At 69.6% G+C, this 19,365-nt stretch carries 20 protein-coding genes and 1 pseudogene; 6 read left to right on the plus strand and 15 right to left on the minus strand.

All coding sequences use genetic code 11. The features are described from left to right. The first annotated feature begins 144 nt into the window (after positions 1-144). Complete coding sequence (locus ACFQVC_RS40880; protein ID WP_381841293.1) at positions 145-840, plus strand: uracil-DNA glycosylase; 696 nt, start codon at positions 145-147, stop codon at positions 838-840. Positions 841-925: 85 nt separating this feature from the next. Further along, complete coding sequence (locus tag ACFQVC_RS40885) at positions 926-1,483, plus strand: hypothetical protein (RefSeq protein WP_381841296.1); 558 nt, start codon at positions 926-928, stop codon at positions 1,481-1,483. A 58-nt stretch (positions 1,484-1,541) separates the two neighbouring features. Here ACFQVC_RS40885 and ACFQVC_RS40890 read toward each other — a convergent pair whose 3' ends face one another. Both ACFQVC_RS40890 and ACFQVC_RS40895 read right to left on the minus strand, forming a co-directional pair. Then, entirely contained in the window at positions 1,542-2,093 is a 552-nt protein-coding gene (locus ACFQVC_RS40890; RefSeq protein WP_381841299.1) for a hypothetical protein, read from the minus strand. Between the two features lie 209 nt (positions 2,094-2,302). Then, positions 2,303-2,941 (minus strand): TetR/AcrR family transcriptional regulator, encoded by a 639-nt coding sequence (locus ACFQVC_RS40895; protein ID WP_381841301.1) that lies wholly within the window; start codon positions 2,939-2,941, stop codon positions 2,303-2,305. Positions 2,942-3,069: 128 nt separating this feature from the next. Here ACFQVC_RS40895 and ACFQVC_RS40900 point away from each other — a divergent pair, with 128 nt between their 5' ends. Further along, positions 3,070-4,275 (plus strand): FAD-dependent monooxygenase, encoded by a 1,206-nt coding sequence (locus tag ACFQVC_RS40900; RefSeq protein ID WP_381841304.1) that lies wholly within the window; start codon positions 3,070-3,072, stop codon positions 4,273-4,275. Positions 4,276-4,323: 48 nt separating this feature from the next. Then, positions 4,324-5,238, plus strand: coding sequence for a Gfo/Idh/MocA family protein (locus ACFQVC_RS40905; protein ID WP_381841307.1), 915 nt, complete (start codon positions 4,324-4,326; stop codon positions 5,236-5,238). Here ACFQVC_RS40905 and lnt read toward each other — a convergent pair. The 4 genes from lnt to ACFQVC_RS40925 all read right to left on the minus strand — a co-directional run bounded on the left by lnt (position 5,153) and on the right by ACFQVC_RS40925 (position 8,906). After that, positions 5,153-6,802 (minus strand): apolipoprotein N-acyltransferase, encoded by a 1,650-nt coding sequence (lnt, locus tag ACFQVC_RS40910; protein ID WP_381841310.1) that lies wholly within the window; start codon positions 6,800-6,802, stop codon positions 5,153-5,155. The two genes, ACFQVC_RS40905 and lnt, sit on opposite strands and share 86 nt — an antisense overlap. 166 nt (positions 6,803-6,968) lie before the next feature. Continuing rightward, positions 6,969-7,523 carry a nuclear transport factor 2 family protein gene (locus ACFQVC_RS40915; protein WP_381841313.1) on the minus strand — a complete coding sequence of 185 codons (555 nt, stop codon included), beginning with the start codon at positions 7,521-7,523 and terminating at the stop codon, positions 6,969-6,971. A 159-nt stretch (positions 7,524-7,682) separates the two neighbouring features. Further along, the gene (locus ACFQVC_RS40920) at positions 7,683-8,261 is read right to left on the minus strand and encodes a GNAT family N-acetyltransferase (RefSeq protein ID WP_381841316.1); all 579 of its coding nucleotides are present in this window, start codon (positions 8,259-8,261) and stop codon (positions 7,683-7,685) included. Between the two features lie 465 nt (positions 8,262-8,726). Further along, positions 8,727-8,906, minus strand: coding sequence for a hypothetical protein (locus tag ACFQVC_RS40925; protein WP_381841319.1), 180 nt, complete (start codon positions 8,904-8,906; stop codon positions 8,727-8,729). 314 nt (positions 8,907-9,220) lie between these two features. On the opposite strand from ACFQVC_RS40925, the gene ACFQVC_RS40930 reads away from it, so the two are divergent. After that, positions 9,221-9,895, plus strand: a complete 675-nt coding sequence (locus tag ACFQVC_RS40930; protein ID WP_381841322.1) for a lysophospholipid acyltransferase family protein — start codon at positions 9,221-9,223, stop codon at positions 9,893-9,895. 233 nt (positions 9,896-10,128) lie between these two features. Here the strand turns inward: ACFQVC_RS40930 and ACFQVC_RS40935 are convergent, their stop codons facing one another. The 8 genes and pseudogenes from ACFQVC_RS40935 to ACFQVC_RS40970 form a co-directional block, all read right to left on the minus strand. Continuing rightward, the gene (locus tag ACFQVC_RS40935; RefSeq protein ID WP_381841325.1) at positions 10,129-11,001 is read right to left on the minus strand and encodes an undecaprenyl-diphosphate phosphatase; all 873 of its coding nucleotides are present in this window, start codon (positions 10,999-11,001) and stop codon (positions 10,129-10,131) included. 637 nt (positions 11,002-11,638) lie between these two features. Continuing rightward, positions 11,639-12,103: pseudogene (locus ACFQVC_RS40940) on the minus strand (transposase family protein); the annotation flags it as partial. Beyond that, entirely contained in the window at positions 12,102-12,650 is a 549-nt protein-coding gene (locus tag ACFQVC_RS40945; protein WP_381841328.1) for a hypothetical protein, read from the minus strand. The pseudogene ACFQVC_RS40940 and the gene ACFQVC_RS40945, both read right to left, overlap by 2 nt. A 50-nt stretch (positions 12,651-12,700) precedes the next feature. After that, a complete protein-coding gene (locus ACFQVC_RS40950) occupies positions 12,701-13,966 on the minus strand; it encodes a DUF7224 domain-containing protein (RefSeq protein WP_381841330.1) in 1,266 nt (421 codons plus the stop codon). Positions 13,967-13,968: 2 nt separating this feature from the next. Continuing rightward, a complete protein-coding gene (locus ACFQVC_RS40955) occupies positions 13,969-14,715 on the minus strand; it encodes an ATP-binding cassette domain-containing protein (RefSeq protein ID WP_381841333.1) in 747 nt (248 codons plus the stop codon). A 120-nt stretch (positions 14,716-14,835) separates the two neighbouring features. Further along, positions 14,836-15,234, minus strand: a complete 399-nt coding sequence (locus ACFQVC_RS40960) for a hypothetical protein (RefSeq protein ID WP_381841336.1) — start codon at positions 15,232-15,234, stop codon at positions 14,836-14,838. 869 nt (positions 15,235-16,103) lie between these two features. Next, positions 16,104-16,775, minus strand: a complete 672-nt coding sequence (locus ACFQVC_RS40965; RefSeq protein ID WP_381841339.1) for a hypothetical protein — start codon at positions 16,773-16,775, stop codon at positions 16,104-16,106. 436 nt (positions 16,776-17,211) lie between these two features. Next, entirely contained in the window at positions 17,212-17,418 is a 207-nt protein-coding gene (locus tag ACFQVC_RS40970; protein WP_381841341.1) for a hypothetical protein, read from the minus strand. A gap of 130 nt (positions 17,419-17,548) precedes the next feature. Here ACFQVC_RS40970 and ACFQVC_RS40975 point away from each other — a divergent pair, with 130 nt between their 5' ends. Further along, complete coding sequence (locus ACFQVC_RS40975; RefSeq protein WP_381841344.1) at positions 17,549-18,301, plus strand: alpha/beta hydrolase; 753 nt, start codon at positions 17,549-17,551, stop codon at positions 18,299-18,301. Between the two features lie 52 nt (positions 18,302-18,353). Here the strand turns inward: ACFQVC_RS40975 and ACFQVC_RS40980 are convergent. Continuing rightward, positions 18,354-19,171, minus strand: a protein-coding gene (locus ACFQVC_RS40980) for an IS5 family transposase (protein ID WP_381841347.1) whose coding sequence is annotated in 2 segments (ribosomal slippage) — positions 18,354-18,829 and positions 18,829-19,171 — 819 coding nt in all. Because the reading frame shifts where the segments join, the coding sequence is not laid out codon by codon here. Positions 19,172-19,365: the final 194 nt, after the last annotated feature.

A 19,365-nucleotide genomic window follows, 5' to 3' on the forward strand; every position in this document is an offset into this window, starting at 1 on the left:
CCGCCGCGGGCGGCCGGGTCTTCCGGCCGCCCGCAGCGTTGTCACGGGCGGTGAGTGGCCGCGGGCGGGCGCCGCGGTGAGCGTTGTCAGTGGCCGGAGGTAGGTTCTCCGGTGAGAAGTGACCGCACAACGGAGGTTGTTGACGTGACCGACACCGCCATGCTCCCCGAGTCCTGGCGCGGCGTCCTCGGCGAGGAGCTGCAGAAGCCCTACTTCAAGGAGCTCACCGAGTTCGTCGAGGCGGAGCGTGCCGAGGGTCCCGTCTACCCGCCGCGCGAGGAGGTCTTCGCCGCCCTGGACGCCACTCCGTACGACAAGGTGAAGGTCCTCGTCCTCGGCCAGGACCCGTACCACGGCGAGGGCCAGGGCCACGGTCTCTGCTTCTCGGTCCGCCCCGGCGTGAAGACCCCGCCGTCCCTGCGGAACATCTACAAGGAAATGCAGTCCGAGCTCGGCACCCCGATCCCGGACAACGGCTATCTGATGCCCTGGGCCGAGCAGGGCGTGCTCCTGCTGAACGCGGTCCTGACCGTCCGTGCCGGCGAGGCCAACTCCCACAAGGGCAAGGGCTGGGAGAAGTTCACCGACGCGGTGATCCGCGCCGTCGCCGGCCGCCCCGACCCGGCGGTCTTCGTCCTGTGGGGCAACTACGCCCAGAAGAAGCTGCCCCTGATCGACACCGAGCGGCACGCGGTCGTCAAGGGCGCCCACCCCTCGCCCCTGTCGGCAAGGAAGTTCTTCGGCTCCCAGCCCTTCACCCAGATCAACGACGCCATCGCGGCCCACGGCCACACCCCGATCGACTGGCGCATCCCCGACCTGGCCGAGTCCCGCGCCTGAGCGCCCCGCGCCTGCCCCGGTTTGTCCATGGCGGCGGCTAGCGTCGTCCGTGTTCGTCGATGGTCGTACGAGTACGGAGGACGCAGTGGCGGAGCAGCAGGAACAGACGGCTGACGACGACGTCATGGCCCGGGCGGGGCAGGCGGTCATGCTGCACCGCGCGGGCGACCGGGAAGAGGCCCGCAACCGGCTCCTGGAGCTCTGGACGGAGATCGGCCAGGACGGCGACCCGCTGCACCGCATCACCATCGCGCACTACATCGCGGACACCCAGGACGACCCGGCCGACGAGCTGGCCTGGGACCTGCGAGCCCTGACGGCCGCGGATGCGCTCACCGGTAAGCGCCTTGAGCGCCATCACCGGTCGCTCGCGGTGCGCGCCCTCTACCCGTCGCTGCACCTCAACCTGGCGGCGGACTATCTGAAGCTGCACCGCGAGGAAGAGGCCAGAACCCATCTGCGCCGTGCCCGCAGCGCGATCGGCGCGCTCGGCGACGACTCGTACGGCGACGGCGTCCGCGCCGCGATCGAGCGCCTCGAACTGCGGCTCAGGAAGGGCGATGAGGGCCCTCCGCCGCCCGCGACCGGCCCGGACGGCCCGCCGCCCGGTGGCCCGGTCGGACCGCCGCGACGACGGTCGTAGGCGGCGCCCTCTCCGCGCTCGGAGGGCGTGGGTGAGCCCCAGTGGGCTCCGGTGGGCCTCAACCCCCGTAATTCTCCCGGCAGATGCGGGCCTGCGGGCTGTCCGGTTCCCAGCCGCCGTACTGCTTGCCCAGGGCGCATACCCCGGCGCCGGGTGGGGCCTTGGCGGGCGGCGCCTTGGGGGCCCGGGCGGCCGGGGCTGCCGGAGTGGCGCGAGGCGTACGCGGGGCCCGCCCGGCCGGACGGCGATCCGGCGCCGCTTCCGCGGCGGGTGCGGTACGGCGCTGCGCGGGTGTGGCGCCGGGCTGAGCGGGAGTGGTGGCGCTCTGCGCGGGAGTGATGGCGGCCCCGGCCGAAGAAGCGGCGGGGGAGCCGCTCTTGGCGGGGCTCATCAGTCGCAGCGCCTCATGTGCGGGCGCGGGCACGGCCCGAGGTTCGGTCCTGCTCTTGTCGCGCGGTATGGGAGCCGCGGCCTGGCCTGGATCCGGAGCCGCCGGAGCGGTGCCGGACCAGGGGCGCGGCACGGGCGGTCGCTCCACGGAGACGCAGCCGGTGACGGTGGAGACCGCCACCGCGGCGAGGAGGGCCGCAGTCGCTGTCGTTCTATGCACCCGCGCAACTCTGCAGCGTCCCGCACCCTTTGGGGCGACCGACCCGGCAGATTCGAAGCGTTCCGGTGCCGTCCGGTCGCGCCCCGAAGGGACACGAGGAACAGCACGACCAGCCACGACGCACCCGCAGGTGACCCACCAGGCCTACTGCGCGGCGCACAGCGAGGATTGCCCCGCACGGGTGACGGGGGTCTGGCGGCGAGGCGCCCTCAGCCCGGCATCCCCAGCATCCCCCGCAGCAACTCCCGGAACCCGCTGCGCAGTTCCTCACGCGACGGCACGCGCGCGTGGTACGAGCCGGCCGCGCAGGAGAACATCATCCCCTCGGACCACGCCACCAGGGACAGCGCGTGGCGCAGCGGTTCCTTGGATCCTGCCGCCTTCATCAGCGCCTCCAGGGGCTCCCTGAACTGTGCTCCGGCTCGGTCGTAGTAGTCGCGCAGCTCCGGTCTGCGGGTCGCCTCCAGGGCCAACTCGTAGCGGGAGACGGTCAGTTGACGCTGGTCGGCCAAGGAGCGGTGCAGGGCGAGGGCCAGGCTGTCGGCCAGTGTGTCGAGCCCGCCCGCGGGGTCGGGCAGCTCCGCCGGCGTGAGCATCTGCGCCTCGAGCTCCGCCTGCCGGCGTACCGCGGCCTCCAGGAGAGCGAGCCGGGTGCGCGCGTAGTTGGAGGTGGAGCCCTGTGGGAGTCCGGCCGCCTCGTCCACCGCGCGGTGCGTCAGGCCACGCATGCCGCGCTCGGCGAGGAGCGCGAGCGCGGAGTCGGCGATGAGTTCGGCCCGCGAGGCGCCGGGTGTCTCAGGTGCGGAGGGGTGGGGGGTGCTGGGGGAGCTGGGGGAGCGGTCTGCCATGCGGAGCACTCTACCGCCCCGTACTACACCTGTAGTACGGTCACTCCAGGCGCTTACTACAGATGTAGTGAGCGGCGAACGGGGTGCACCGTGTCCGGCGCCCTGCCGCCATGTGACGAGGAGGAGCAATGGCCCGAGCCATCGTGATCGGAGGCGGCATCGGCGGTCTCACCGCGGCCGCGGCACTGCACCAGCAGGGCTGGACGGTGACGGTCCTGGAGCGTGCCGCCGCGCTGGAGCCCGTGGGCGCCGGCATCTCCCTCGCCCCCAACTCCCAGCGCGCCCTGGACGTCATCGGCCTCGGCGACGAGATCCGCGACCTCGCCGCCTGGCAGGGCGACGGCGGCCTGCGCACCCCCGGTGGCCACTGGCTCTCGCGCACCGACAGCAAGGTCCTCGCCCGGCGCTTCGGCGGCGCGCTCGTGCTGTTGCACCGGGCCACCCTCGTCGATGTGCTGAGCTCCCGGCTGCCGTCGACCGCCGTACGCACCGCGCAGGCCGCGCACCTCGTCGACGCCGGCGGACCCGGCCGCCCCGCAGTGGTCCGTACCCCTGACGGTGAGCTGGAGGCCGACCTCGTCATCGGCGCCGACGGCATCAACTCCGGGGTGCGCGGGGCTCTTTTCCCCGCCCACCCGGGTCCTGCCTACTCCGGCTTCACCACCTGGCGGATGGTCGTGCCGGCCCCCGAGCGGCCCTTCGGCTCGCACGAGACCTGGGGCCGCGGTGAGATCTGGGGCTCGCACCTGATGAAGGACGGCCGGGCGTACGCGTACGCGGCCGCCGGTGTCCCCGCGGGCGGCCGCGCACCCGACGGCGAGAAGGCGGAACTCCTCCGCAGGTTCGGGGACTGGCACCACCCGGTGCCCGAGATCCTCGCCGCCGCCCACCCCGGGCAAGTCCTGCGCAACGACGTGTACTACATGCGCGAGGCCCTGCCCGCCTACCACAAGGGCCGCGTCGTGCTCCTCGGCGACGCCGCCCACGCCATGACCCCCAGCCTCGGCCAGGGCGGCAACCAGGCCATCGAGGATGCCGTCGTCCTCGCCCACCACGTGCGCCCCGACGGCGACTTGGACGCGGCTCTCGCGGCGTACACGAAGGACCGCCTGCCGCGGACCATGGACATCGTCCGCAAGGCGTACCGCATGGGCCGCGTCAACACGACCCCGGTGAGCGCACCGGCCGCCCTGCTGCGCAACGCTTTGATCGCGGGCGTCAACAAGCTCGGTCCCAACCTGGTCCTGAGCACCTTCGACAGCGTCATGGACTGGTGGCCGCCCCAGTCGCCGCAGCGGTCGTCCACGTATGCTTCCGGGGCATCTCGCACTTGAGGCCGTGGCGCGCGCCGCCGCGGTCCACCGAACAGCAGGGAGACGGACGTGAAGGTCGGCTGCATCGGGCTCGGTGACATCGCGCAGAAGGCCTATCTGCCGGTGCTCGCCACCCTGCCGGGGGCCGAGCTGCATCTGCAGACCCGTACCCCCGCGACCCTGGAACGCGTCGCGGCCACCCACCACGTCCCCGCCGAGCGCCGCCACACCGACCTGGACGCACTGCTCGCGCAAGGCCTCGACGCGGCCTTCGTGCACGCGCCCACCGCCGTACACCCCGAGATCGTCACGCGTCTCCTTGAGGCGGGCGTGGCGACATACGTCGACAAGCCACTGGCCTACGAACTCGCCGACTCCGAGCGTCTGGTGAAGCTGGCGGAGGAGCGCGGCACCAGCCTCGCCGTCGGCTTCAACCGTCGCTTCGCGCCCGGCTACGCGCAGTGTGCCGAGCACCCGCGCGAGCTGATCGTGATGCAGAAGAACCGCATCGGACTTCCCGAGGACCCGCGCACGCTCGTGCTCGACGACTTCATCCATGTCGTCGACACCCTGCGCTTCCTGGCGCCGGGGCCCGTCGACGACATCTCCGTGCGGGCACGCGTGGAGGACGGCCTGATGCATCACGTGGTGCTGCAGCTGGCGGGCGAGGGATTCACCGCGCTCGGCATCATGAACCGGCTCAGCGGCTCGACCGAGGAGATCCTGGAGGTGTCGGGCCAGGACACCAAGCGCGCGGTCCACAACCTCGCCGAGGTGATCGACCACAAGGGCCAGCCGTCCGTGCGGCGGCGCGGCGACTGGGTGCCCGTGGCCCGGCAGCGCGGCATCGAGCAGGCCGTGCTCGCCTTCCTCGACGCGGTACGCGCGGGCAAGGTGCTCAGCGCCCGGGACGCCCTGGCAACTCATGAGCTCTGCGAGCGGGTGGTACTGCAGGCCCGGGAATCCGCCGGGCGGGGCGCCTGAGGGACCGTAGCCCCTCGGCCGCGCACAGGGCGGCGAGCACCGCGAGCGCGGCGTACACCGGCCAGTCGCCCAGGCGTACATAGAGCGTGCTGCCATCGGCCAGGGGCGCGTCGAAGACCGCGGCGGAACTCGCGTCCGTGCCGAGCGGGGCGCCGACGCGATCGCCGGCCGGGCCGTACACCGCGGAGACCCCGGTGAGCGTGGCGTGCGCCATGGGACGGCCGTTCTCGGCGGCGCGCACCGCCGCCAGCGAGGCGTGCTGCTCGGGCGCCCAGCTGTCCTGGAAGGTCGATGTCGCCGACTGGGCGAGCAGCAGATCCGCGCCCTCGCGCGTCAGATGGCGGCTCATGTCGGGAAACGCCGACTCGAAGCAGACCAGCGGCCCCACGCGCAGGCCGTCCGCCACCGTCAGGACCTCGGGCGACGTGCCGCGTCTGCGGTCCTCGCCGGCCGCCTTGCCCACCGAGGTGGCCCAGCCGAGCAGACCACGCGCCGGGATGTACTCGCCGAACGGCACGAGCCGCATCTTGTCGTAGCGGTCACCGGTCGGTCCTTCGGGGCCCACGAGGATCGCGGACTTGAAGATGCCGGGCTTGTCGGAGCGGCGCGCGTCCACGTTCACCAGGATCTGGGCGCCCACGTCACGGGACAGGCGCGCGATCCGGTCGGCGAGATCGGGGCGGTCCACCAGGTCGTGGCCGACGCTGCTCTCGCCCCACACCACGAGATCCACACCCCGCCCGGCGAGCGTCCTGGTCAGCGCCTCCTCCCGGTCGAAGCGCTTCCCGGCGCCGCCCACGCCGTCGATGACCCCCGGCTGTACGACGGCGATCCGTGCGGCTCCCGACCGTTCGGGCTGTGGTGCCCACGCCCAGACCGAGCCGACGGCGAGCGCGGTGACGACGATCCCGGCGGCCGCGGGGATACGCGCCCGGTCGACCGCGACCAGGGCGGCGACGGCCGTGTTCACGCCCACGACCAGCAGGCTGACCAGCCACACCCCGCCCACCGACGCGACCCGCAGGGCCGGCTCCACCTGCCACTGACTGGACCCGAGCAGCCCCCACGGACCGCCCAACCCCTCCCAGGACCTGACCAGTTCGGCCAGCAGCCACGCGGACGGCAGGACGACCAGCGCGGCGACGACCCGCCCCGCCGACGGCCGGCCGCCGAGCAAGTGGCGTACCAGAAGCCCCCATGGCACCCACAGAAGGCCGAGGAGTACGCCGATGACGAGGGTGAACACATGCAGGCTCGGCAGCAGCCAGTGGTGCACCGCGAGCATGAAGCCCACCCCGCCGAGCCAGCCGTCGCAGGCGGCCCTGCGCGCGGTCGGCGCGGAGCGGGCGAGGAGTGTCCACGGTACGAGGGCGACGTAGGCGAACCACCACCAGGAGGGCGCCGGGAACGCGAGCGCGGGAAGGGCCCCCGACAGGAGCGCGGCGCCGCCCCGCCACCAGCGCGAGGCGAGCCCGCGCTGCCAGAAGGCGCCGTTCCGGGTGTCCCTCAGCCGTGCGTCGCCGCCCCGGGAGCCACCCGCCGGCGAACCGCCGGTGAAGTCCATACCGCGCCTCCCTTGCCCCCGGACGGCGGTGCGTACGCGTCCAGTGTGCGCCCCCGGAGCGATCTCCGACAGAGGGCGGGACGATCTTCGGACGACAAGGGGAAGTTCCCCCTCAGCCGTGTGACGGGGCCGGCCGTGGCGGGCGCGTGGTGCCCGGAATTCCGCCTCAGCTCGCCTCGGGGGCCTGCCGGGGCGCCGGGGCCGGGGTGGAGGGCGCCGGTGCGGGCGTGCGCTCCTCCTGGGCGTCGGCCACGGGTGCGGCCTGCGACGGGATGCCCACGCGCCGCCACTTCTCCTGTACGACGACTTGCAGGACGCGCCAGCCGGCCGCCGTACGCAGGACGGAGAAGCTGTAGCGGCCGCCGCACTCGAAGTCGGGGGCGCCGCCGTCGGCGTGGGTACGCATCGGGTTGACGTAGTCGGCCCGCACCTGCGCCGAATCGCCCACGTCACCGTCGACGTATTCGAGCCGGATCGTGCGGTTCACGATCAGGTGCTGGCGCATCGGGAAGAGCCGCAGGGTGTCGGCCAGCCAGTCGGCCACCTCGCCCGCAGGGCCCTCGATCCCTCCGGATGAGCGGTAGTCGGCCCGTCCGCCGGGGCTGAACAAGGCACGGTAGGCGGGCCAGTCGCCGTCGTCCACGGCGGCGGCGTACCCGGAGATCAGAGCGTCGATGGCCATCCGGTCCATCACGGTCGCAAGGTCCACACGCTGCGTCATCGGGTCAGTGTTGTCGGCCGGAGCCCAGAGGCCAAGGGGCATGCGGGGATCAGCCCCGAACGGAGCCACAACCATGTGATGGTCGGGCCGGTTCGCGGGACCGGCTCCCCGGGCTGCGAGCGGCGGAGCCGGGGGCCGGGAGCCGCCGGAGAGCCGTCTTCACATGGGCAGGGACAGCAGGCGCACCGGTCCTGCGGGCCAGCGGGCGTCCGCGCGCAGCGGGGTGACCATGGTGGGCAGGGGCATGGTCACCACCCGTTCACCGGGCTGTTCGACCCGCACCTCCGCCTCCACGGGCTGCCAGCCGAGGCGCCGGTACAACGCCACCAGAGGCGGCCGGCAGAAGAGCAACGCGTGCTGCGGCCCCATCGTGCGGGCCTGCGCCAAGGCCGCCCCGACCACCTGCCGGGCCAGGCCGCGGCCCCGGACATCGGGTGCGACGGCCACACCGCCGACGCCCACCACCTGTGTCTCCGCCGCCTCGGCGCCGCCGATCACCAGGGGGAGCGTCCGCAGTCCGGCGTGGGCCACGAGGCGGCCTCGCAGTCTGATCCCGAAGTGCTCTTCCTTGGGCAGCCATGTCAGGCCTGCGGAGTCGACGCCGAAGGGATCGTCGCCTTCGCCGAGGATCTCGACGAGGTCTGCCTTGGTGTAGCGCGCGAGGCGTACCGCGCCGGTTCCGGCGTCTGTCACGTCTGTCGCGTCGGTCGTATCGATGGTGTCGGCCGCATCGGTCATGTCTGCATCATGATCTGCGGCCGGAGTGCGGGTAAAGGCCGTTCCGGTGGCGCCTGCTCCGGCATGGATTGTCTGGCCGACTGCCGCCTGTTCGGGCTGCGGAGGGCGGTCTAAGGTGGCGGTTGCTCCGGACCCCGGCACGGCACAGGGTCTTCGCTTTCGCCGCACATGTCTCCGACACGGGCGGGACGGAGAGGCAGCGGCGCGGGGCGGTGTCTCGTGCCCTTCCAACGCCCCGTCCTTGTACGGCGGTTGGGGCCGCGCGCGGGCGGGGGAACCGGCGGCCTTTCCCGGAACGGGGGCCTCAACGCGTCCCGGAATCTCCCTGCGTGAAACCGGGGAGGGCCGTCCCCGCCGCTCAAGCGGTACGAATTCAGGACCCGGGTCGGCCGAGGCGGCCGTGACCGACGGCAGACCCGGACACGCGACCCTGCTCAGGCGGCCTGCACGGCTCCGGCACGCTGCTCAGGCGGCCTGCACGGCTCCGGCGCGGATGGCGGCGGCCCACTCCGTCACGAGCGATTCATACTCCTGGCGTTGCTCGGGGGAGAGCCTGCCGTCCGTGCGCTCCCACAGGGCACGGATCTCTGCGTTGATCTCCGCGGCTGCGCGCAGGGGGCGGTGAGGTCCGGAGGTCTGGGACATGCGTCAAGCCTAGGGGGTTGGTGTGACAATCCGCTACGCCTCGGTCGCTCCCGGTGGGCTCGGCACATGGCCGGGGTCCGCTCCTCGTGCGCGATGGTTTCGCGCCATCATCACGTCCGTCGCGCCGCGCAATTCAACGCGGGCGGCACGAAACGGGCCCTTACCGGCTCAGTCAGAAATACCCGCCCTCGATATCCGGCCGATAGCGCGGCCCATTCCTCGTATGGCCGAAGAGGCATTCTCCCGGGACCGCCGAACCCTCACTAACATCCCCGGGCACGGGGGCACGCCAGGAGAGGGAGGGGCTCACAGCCGTGTTTTATTTCTTCTTCAAGAATGTGGTGCTCGTACCGTGGCTGCGGTGGTGGTCCAGGCCGCGCGTCGAAGGGCTCTCGCATGTGCCCGCCGAGGGGGCGGCGATCGTCGCGGGAAACCACCAGTCCTTCTTGGACCAGTTCCTGCAAGGAGTGATGATCAAGCGGCGGATCAACTTCCTTGCGAAGAGCGAGTACTTCACCGGGAAGGGACTCAAAGGCCGCCTGATGGCCGCCTTCTTCCGCGGGCTGCGGGGGATCCCCGTCGACCGCTCGGGCAACGGCGCAGGTCACGCGGCGCTCGATGCGGGCCTGCAGGTCCTGCGCGAGGGAGAGTTGCTCGGCATCTTCCCCGAGGGCACGCGCTCGCACGACGGCCGGCTCTACAAGGGCAGGGTGGGAGTGGCCGCCCTGGCCCTGCGTGCCGGGGCACCGGTGATCCCGTGCGCCGTCACCGGAACGTTCGAAGCACTGCCGGCGGGCAGGCGCCGGCCACGGACCGTACCGATGACCGTCCGTTTCGGAGAACCTCTGGATTTCTCGCGCTACGCAAACATGACCGACCGCCGCGCCGCACTGCGCGCCGCGACGGACGAGATCATGAACGCGATCCAGAAACTCTCGGGGCAGGAATACGTGGACTGCTACGCGGCGGACGTCAAGCCGGTGAAATAGAATTCCCCGTCCGTTCTGGCTTTGCCCGCCGGGCCCGGCTGCCTCGCCGATTCGCCTGCATGCGGGCTCAGTTCGCCCTTGCTCGCCAGGATGCGCATCCCAACTGCCGTTCACTCAAGATCGAATGGGAGGAAAATGGGAGATGATCTCTGTGAACGCGGGGTAATTTCGGGCCGGACAGGGCTGGCAGAGCCCGGTTCTCGTCGAACGTATGGGCGGCCCGCCGGCCCCCGCTACCCCGCCGATTCGCCCGCGTGCGGGCTCAGTACGCCCATGCTCACCAGGACGAACAGGGCGATGCCGAGGGCGATGCGGTAGTAGACGAAGGGCATGAAGGACTTGGTCGTAATGAACTTCATGAACCAGGCGATGACGGCGTAGCCCACGATGAAGGCGATGATCGTGGCGAAGATGGTCGGGCCCCAGGAGACATGGCCTTCGCCTGCGTCCTTGAGTTCGTAGGCGCCGGAGGCGAGGACCGCGGGGATCGCGAGGAGGAACGAATAGCGGGCCGCGGCCTCGCGGGTGTAGCCCATGAGGAGGCCGCCGCTGATCGTGGCGCCGGAGCGGGAGACGCCGGGGATCAGGGCCATCGCCTGGCAGACGCCGTAGATCAGGCCGTCCTTGACGCCGAGGTCGCGCAGGGTCTTGCGCTCCTTGACCGCGCGATGGCGGCCGCCGGCCTCGTCGCGGGCGGCGAGGCGGTCGGCGACGCCGAGCACGATGCCCATCACGATGAGCGTCGTGGCGATCAGCCGCAGGTCACGGAACGGGCCCTCGATCTGGTCCTTGAGGGTGACACCGAGTACCCCGATCGGGATCGAGCCGATGATCACCAGCCAGCCCATCTGGGCGTCATGGTCGCTGCGCATCGCCTTGTCGGTGAGGGAGCGGAACCAGGCCGACAGGATCCGTGCGATGTCCTTGCGGAAGTAGATGAGGACGGCCGTCTCGGTGCCGATCTGCGTGATGGCGGTGAAGGCCGCGCCGGGATCGTGCCAGCCCGCGAACGCCGCGGTCAGGCGCAGATGGGCGCTGGAGGAGATGGGGAGGAACTCGGTGAGCCCCTGGACGAGTCCGAGGATGAATGATTCGAACCAAGACATGAATACTAAGCCATTCGAATGCTGATCATGGACTGACCAGCAAACTGGCAGGTCAGGACCCCTGTGCGGATGGGCGGTCGATGTGCAGGTGTCGTCATGTGGAGGGGGGTCTGGTCGTGCTCATGCTGACTCTTTGCTGACTTAGCTGACATGCTGTCAGTTCTTGTATCGGTATCCACTAGCCCCAGCCACTGCTGCGATCTTGACCTTGTCTGTGGGGAAGCGTAGCGGCAGTCGAGTTGCTGAGGGCGGGGTGCCAGGGGGAGAGAGTGTTGGCCGGTCTCGAGGGTTGTGCTCTTCAGCTGCCGTAATAGATCGAGTACGGCAAGCCAGGGGGAGCCGCTGTCCTCGCCGACTGGCGGTCCGGCAACCCTCGACCGCACTGACTTCGCTGACGAAGGCAAGCGCGGAATTACGCCGCATACGCTCCCGGGTATGAAGCTGGATAGGGCATATGAGTTGTCCCGATCGCTGTTGGCCACGTCCCTGCCCCCGCAGGTGGGCCCACAGCCAAGCTGTAGCGGAAGCGGCAAAGCGACTGGCTTCCACGACGAAGGCGGATTCCGAGACGCTGTTTAAAGGCTGTTGCAGAAGGCTTTGTTAGGGCAGGTCAGGGGCGGTTCTTGGGCTGTGGTGGTCATGTCGCCAGGGCGAGGTTGTGCATGTGGGCGACGGCTCGGACCGCGTGGTGGAGGCCGTCGCCGCGTTGCCGGCAGTCGCGCAGGATTTTGTAGGTCTTCATGCGGGCGAAGGTGTGCTCGACGCGGGCCCGCACCCGTCGGTGCTCGGCGTTGTCGGCCTCTTCGCCGGGCAACAGGGGGCGGCGCCGGCGTTTGCGGTGCGGGACGACGAGGCCGGTATTGAAGTAGGCGCCGTCACCCAGCACTGTGACGCCTTCGCAGTGCTGTGCCAGGCCGGAGTTCCGCCACACGTGGGCGTCGGCCTTGTTTCCCGGCGCCGGCCGCGCGGTGGCGACCACCAGGCGGGTGTCGGCGTCGATGATGACCTGCACATTCGCTGAGAACCGGTAGTTGCGTGAGGAGGCGCCAACGGTCCGGTCGCGGACCGGGATCAGGGGGCCGTCCACGATCCACAGCCGGTCAGCGCCCCTGTCCTGACGCACGCGATAGTGAGGTTCCTGCGGCGGTGGCAGCGACACCGAGGGCGAGTAGGAGGAGAGCAGCTGCTGCTCCGATGGTGGAGTGGGGAGGCTGCAAGATCCATGCCCAGGGTTCGGGCTGACCTCCTTGCCGCCAGCCGGTGGCCGCGCACAGCAGTGGGAGTACGGCCGTGAGCGGGGCGGCGAATCGCGGTCCTACGAGGACTGATGCGAGCAGGGCGCAGCCGATGTAGCCGATGGTGTTTCGGCCCAGGACGAGGGAGATGGGGCTGTTCGTCGCGAGGTACAGGAGCGCGGCGACGGTCCCGCCGGCTGCCGCCGCGGCGAGCCCCAGCATCGCGTTCCAGGGCCCCATGGGTCGGCAGGCCACGGCTTCCAGTCGGGCGTCGCCGCGGCTCAGACCGTACATCAACGTCGCGGCGGGCAGGACGGTGATCAGGTGGCCGACCAGGAAGGTCCCTGACTGGCCTGTCAGCAGGGGGATGGGGAGTTCCGCGTTCCCGGCCAGCATGCCCAACAGTGCTGTCACAGCCAGAGTCATGAGGAAGGCCGTGGTGGCGCGTGCTTTCAACCACCAAGTCACGTGGTCTCCTTGCCGATGACGAGCGTCGGCTTGGCGGTGCACGACTGCATGGCGCGGGTGTTGGTCGCGTACCAGCCGCGTTGAACCTTCTGCGGCTGGTCCTTCACCTTGAGGGCAAGTGCGGCCGCCTCTGGGGCAACCTGGGCGGAGACCGTCTCCCTGGGGGCCCCGGCGGTCAGCATGAGCCATGCGGCCACCGGTTCGAGAGCGGCTGCCGCCGGATACGGGCCGTCGGAGGCACAGGCCGGATACTCGGGCAAGAGGCCGGAGGCCACCCCTGCTGGAACGTGGTCGGGCGTGTCATCTGTGAGTACGCCGAGTTTCGCTTCGCCTCCCGCTGGGCGCGCTGCCATGGTGAGGGTGCTGGGTACGGTTACCCCGGCGGCCCGTAGGCGTGTCACGGCTGTTTGGACTTCCTTGCGTAGCGCGGCGGGGTCCTGGACCTCTGGCCACAGACAGGTGCGCACGCTGGCGCCGTTCTCGCATACCAGAGCGGTACGCGGGCGATCGCGTACGGGATCGGGTCCCAAGTCCTGGGCGAAGTATGAACCCGCAGCGATGCCAACCAGAGCGACGAGCGGCGCAATGGCCCAGCTCTTGGGGTTGCGGGGGAACTGAATGGTGATCACGGCAGCGGTGATCAGAGCCAGGGCGAAGGTTGCGGCGCTCCACAGTGCTCGAGGGTCCAGGACCTGGTCAACCGCGCAGCAGTTGCGCAGCCCGCCGCCGACCAGGTGCCGGATCCACAGGATTTCCCAGGACACGGGATAGGCGTTGGCGATGAACGCGCCGACAAGAGCCACGGGCACGGACACTACGGCGGGCCAGCGGCGCCCCACCAGGTATCCGATGAGGGCATTCGCGCTGAAGAGCAGGAACGCGACCAGAAGGACGCTTGTCCCTGTGAGGGAGGGGGAAGCGCCTGACGCCGCGGCGGTGAGGATCCCGGCGGTCAGGAGTCCGATCATCCCCGTGGCCACCACCGGAACCAGCAGGGGCAGTGTGATGCCCAGGGGGGTTCGGACCGCGGTCTGCTTCAGCACTTGCCCTCGGTCGAGCCGCGCGCCTTCCCAGGCACCCAAGGCCGCGCAGGCCGTGGCAAGGAAAGGGAGGGCGAAAGTCGCGGTGTCGATGGCCGAGGGCCAGTAGTTGGCCGTCACGAACTTCGTCAGGTCGTCTTGAAGCGCGAGCAGAACGAAGACCACTACGAGGGGCAAGCCCACGAGCGCCGAGGAGGAGCGCAAGAGAGCGCGCAGCAGCATGCTCACACCTCCCGTTGCACGAGGCTCGCGTACGCGGCCTCCGCCTGCTCGCGAAGGCCCAAGTGCCCCGTGCCCGTCAGCCCGTGGAAGTCCCTGGTACTTCCCTGGAAGAGCACCGCGCTACGGTCCAGAACGACAACGTGTGAGTAGGTGTCCGCGAGATCCTCGGTCTGGTGGGTGGACACCAGCACATGCACCTCGGGAACCAGCTGCGCCAGGAGGTTGCGGAAGACCTTACGCTGCGTGGGGTCAAGGCCCGCTGTCGGCTCATCCATCAAGATCAGCTCGCTCTCATGGGTAAGAGCCCCCGCCAGACCCATGCGCCGTGCTTGACCGCCGGAGAGCTGATGGCTGCGCCGGTCGGCCAGTTCGCTGAGATTCACGCGTTTCAGCGCTTCCCTAGAGGCGTCCCACGCATCTGTCCGGGACATCCCCTTCAACCATCCGGCATAAGCCACTTGCTCACGAACCGTCAGGCCTGGCATGGCGGTGACACTCTGAGGCAGCCAGGCGACAGCGCGCCGGTACGGGGTCCGGTCGCGCCCGCGCGACGGACTGAGCCGCTTCCACGACACACGGCCGGCCTTTGGTGCCAACTGGGAAGCAGCCAGGGCGAGCAGCGTGGACTTGCCGGCACCGTTGGGACCGAGGAGGACCGTGGCCGGATCACTGACAGACAGGTTGAAGTCCGAGAGCACAGCGGTCTTGCGGTTGTACCAGAAGGCGACGCCGTCGAAGTGCAGAGTCATTCGCACCAACATCAATCCGCCGCAGTGGTCTCCGCGGCACGCACGTACGACGAGAAAGGGCCCCGCTGCTCCCGAGGTGAAGTCTTGGCGGGAGCAGCGGGGTTGGATCAGATCGTGCCTCTACCAGGTGATCCTGACGCTCTTGACGGTCAGGACTCCACCTGAGTTGACCCCGGTGAGCGTGAAGTAGTAATCACCCTTCGACTGGTCCCCCCAGGTCGAGGTGTTGCACTTGTTGGTTCTGCTGCCGTAGTGATCATCCGGCCCAAAAACATCCTTGGACAGCTTCAGCGTCGCCGAGTTGAAGCCGCTGGCGCCATCGGTATAGCAGCTAGAGAAACGAATCGACGTCTTGACGGAGTCCCTGTTGTTATCGGCCCAGCGGGACGACTCCTTGCCAGGACCCCAGTTCGACAGGTAGGTGTCGTGGTAGTTCTCGGCGTGCGCCGGAAGAGCCCCCAGCCCAAGCACCATGACAGTCCCAGCCGCAACCGCGACAGCCTTACGCATGTGAATCATGCGTACCCCCTCATTCGTTTCTGGCGGCCATCGACCCCCAGGGCGATCCGTACATTCGTGCGAGATCACCGCCGGAGATCGTATGCGCAGAGAAACCGGAGAATCCGTAAGTGGATGATTCTTCTGGCCAAATCTCAGTGTCATGACTCTGATGTGTCTTGCTTCACTTCCACCCTGAATGTTCCGATTTGCACGGTGGATCGCGTAGCAGAGATGGGCACGGTTGGCCCCCGAACGGTTGGGGGCCGTACTCCTGGGAAGTGCGAGCGGGCGCACCTGTCAGGTTGACCGCAGTGTGGATGATCTTGACTCGTGAGCGTCCCCGGAGTGGCACGTCCAGCCTGGTCGGGGCCAGAAAGGGCAGATCTATACCCAAGAATGGGCAGGCGCTCGGCAGTTGAGGCTCCCGGCACGCAGTGAGCGTCGGCCTGGCAAGGGGCGAAGTGCAACCTTGGCCAAGTTTCATTGGGTACGAAGCCAAGTTTTATTGGGCAAGGACCCTTTGCTATGCCTCCGGGGCCTGCTCCTCACCGTCGCCCGCCGCGCTGTCGTCGATGCCATCCAGGATGCCGCAGCGAACGCGCGGGCAGCGGCGCGGGCTGGTTGGACGGTTCGGGCAGCGAACCCCATGGCGCCCTCGTCATGCTTCCAGCGACGGAGGAGCGCCCAGTAGGAGTGGAGGAGGTCACCTCGGACCGGTGCTCGGCCTACGTCACTGCTTGAAGCCGCTCATCGACTTGCCTGCCGTGCGTGTAGAGGGAACGCAGAGCCGTGTTCGGAGCAAACGCGGTTACGCACTCGCGCAACAGCCCGGCGCTCCTCGTCCTGTGCCGCCCCGGCCTCGAGGCCGTGCGCCACGTCCTGGGTGTTCAGCCTGTCGTGCGCTCTTGGGTTCGTGCGTGGTGGCCTTCGTGGTCCGGTCCCGGGTCGTAGCCGGGCTGGCGCTCGAGCTCGCCGGCCCAGAGCGTGGCGGGGGCGTGTTTCCTGGCGGCTTCGATCACGCCGTCCACGGCGGAGCCTGCGGGACCGGCCATCCGGTAGCGCAGCCTTGGCAGGCCGGGGTTGAGCGGCTCCTCGTCGCGGACCAGGACCCAGAGCACACTCTCGTCACGGTCGACCGGACCCTTCGGGCACAGCTCAAGGGAGCGGACTGTTGGTGTGGTGTCACTGCCGGGGCTCCACTGCACGGTGAGGGCGGCCAGTGAATCCCAACGAATGAGCCCTCTGCCTTCGCCGTTGTGCAGCCACAGACCGGTGCTGTCGACGGCCACGAAGGTTGGTTGTTTCTTGCGGGCCAGCTGGATCAGGCGGATGCCGGGGATGCCGATGAGGACGGCGAGCACCAGGCCGAACAGCATCCCTGGGCGGGATTCCCCGCCCAGGAGGCCGGCCGCCACCAGGAGGATGCAGAGGGCGAGGGCCATGGCGGCGGCGAGGAGGACGCTCCCGAACCGGATGGCGCCACGGATGCGCTTCTCCTCGGAACCGATAACCGTGGCTGCGGGATTCGGTCCTGCTGCTGCCGGGGGTGACGTAGTCATGACTTCTCGGTTCCCTCTCAACGCGTTGTTCTGGTGCCGCTCATGGTGCTTCCAACCTGTTCCTGCGTTGGCCGGGAGCCAGCCCCTCGCCCCCCGGCCTTGCGGCCGACATCCGGCACCACGCGCCCTGTGTCGAACCAGCGCTGAGCGCCACGACACTGGGCTGCCGGGTGGACGACCACAGCGCTGTCTCGACGGTCTGCCGCCAGCGCAGTTTCCCATTCGGCCTGGCAGCGCGAAGGCAGTGGGGTCAGGCCGAACGACTCGGCGCATGCGGTGATTCGGGCCTCGGTCACAATGGCCGACACGATCAGCAAGGCCGCCCCCGACCGGGTCGGCAGGCCGCCGAGGGTTCTCCGTCGGGCGCGTCCGCGGGTGCTCTGGGTGCGGCGGTCGTCGCAGCCGCCGGGGCCGGCGAGAGCAGGATCGTCCATCGTCAGGCTTGCTGTTCCTGGGTGTCGGTCGGCCGTGCGGCGGGGGAGCCGACGTTGACGGAAGCAAGGCTCGCCAGATGCCGCCGCACTTGATGCCGTGCACGCTGGCGACCCGCCAGCAGCACCAGGACGGACACGAGGGCCAGGCCCACCGCCACGACGTCACCGACACCGAAGGTGATCACGGCCAGGACTGCGATGGCGATCAACAACGAGCTCAGGAGTGTGGCGTTGGCGTTTGCTGCCACGGGGGAGGCGGGGCGAATCGCGCGGGGTTCGCCAACCCTCGGCAACGCTCCGTCCGAGGTCACGCGCGCGCCCTCCGGCAACCACGTAAGCATGGCCGACCGATTCCACACCCTCATGACCGAGATCCTCGGCCACGAGAAGTACGCGGTCTGCGGCTCCGACTACGGCGCCCAGGTCGCCGCCCAGCTCGCCCACGCCTACCCCGAGCAGGTCATCGGCGTCCACCTGGGCATGCCCTCCCAACTGCCGGCCTTCCAGGGCGACCGGTACTGGGACCCCACCGGCGGCCGGCAGATCCCCGAGGACGCCTCGCCCGAACTGCGCGCCGACTACAAGTGGTACGACGAGACGCTGGTCTCCCACATGGTCGTGGCCTGCCTCGACGGACAGACCGCGACCCACGGCCTGAACGACTCCCCGGCCGGACTGCTGGCCTGGCTGGTGGAGAGGTGGAAGACCTGGAGCGACCGGTACGCGAAGTTCGAGGAGGTCTGGCCCGTCGACCACATCCTCACCGACGCCACGATCTACTGGATCACCCAGTCCATCGGCCCGTCGATGCGCGCCTACAAGAACGCCCACCTCTACCCCGAGCCCAAGGAACGCTGGACCCACCCGGCCATCACGGTGCCGGTCAGCTTCAGCTTGCACCTCGGTGACTCCGCCTCCCCTGGCATCAACACCCCTGAACAGTACGAGGCGGTGATGCGGCAGATCGGCGCCCACATCTACGCCGACCTGCGCGACGTCAACGTCCACCACAAGGGCGGCCACTTCGGCCAGTGGGAAAACCCCGACGCCTGGGTCAACGACCTGCGCCGCGCCTTCCGCGGGCTGCGCTGACCCCAGGGCCCATGCGCTGACCGGGTGAACCGGCGCTGACCAGAGTGCCGGTTCACCTGGAGGTAGACACCAGACGCCTCCAGCGGATCAGTGCGCATCCGAGGGTAAGGAAGGCTTCGTGGATGTCGTCGCGGATCTCCCACCGGATCCGCAAACGGCGGAACCAGTGCAGATGAGCGAACGCACGCTCCACGACCCAGCGTTGCGCACCCAGACCGGAGCCATGCTCGGTACCACGCCGGGCGATCAGCGGCTTCACACCGAGGGCCCAGACCAGGCGGCGGAACTTGTCGTCGTCGTAGCCGCGGTCACCCATCACCACGTCGGGACGCCGCCGGGGTCGGCCGCGCTTGCCCCGCACCCGCGGCACGGCCTGGAGCAGTGGGATCAACTGCGTGACATCGTTGCGGTTACCGCCGGTCAAGGTGGCGGCGAGCGGGATCCCGGTGGCATCAGTGATCACGTGGTGTTTGCTGCCCGCCCTGCCCCGATCCACAGGGCTTCGTCCCGTCTTGGAGCCCCCTTTAGCGCCCGGATGTGTGAGCCGTCGACCGCTGCCCGGGAGAAGTCCAGGACGTTCGCGCTGCGGAGCTTCGCGAGGAGGACCTCGTGCAGCCGGGGCCACACCCGAGCCTCGGTCCACTCTGCCAGGCGGCGCCAGCACGTCATGCCCGACCCGAAGCCCAGCTCCTGCGGCAGGTGTTCCCACGCGATCCCGGTGTGCAGCACGAACAGGATGCCCTGGAACACCAGCCGGTCCGGATGGCGCTTCCGCCCGGCAAAGCGAGTGCGGCGCTCGTTTTTCGGCAGCAGCGGTTCGATCACCGCCCACAACTCGTCCTCAACATGCCACGGCTTCGGCCGAGCCACCCCGCACCCCCGAATCAACGGTCCCGAAGCGATCCAACCACCTCGAAGATCATTTCGTTAGGAGTTCTAAATGCCACGGCCTGCTGGTCGTCGCTCTCACCGACGAGAACGGCCGACTGCTGTGGATCTCAGCAGCGCGGCCCGGACGCACCTCGGAGATCACCGCATGCCGCCACGACAAGCTCACCGCCCGC

The organism is Streptomyces monticola, assembly GCF_042665355.1.
GTDB classification, from domain to species: Bacteria; Actinomycetota; Actinomycetes; order Streptomycetales; family Streptomycetaceae; genus Streptomyces; species Streptomyces monticola.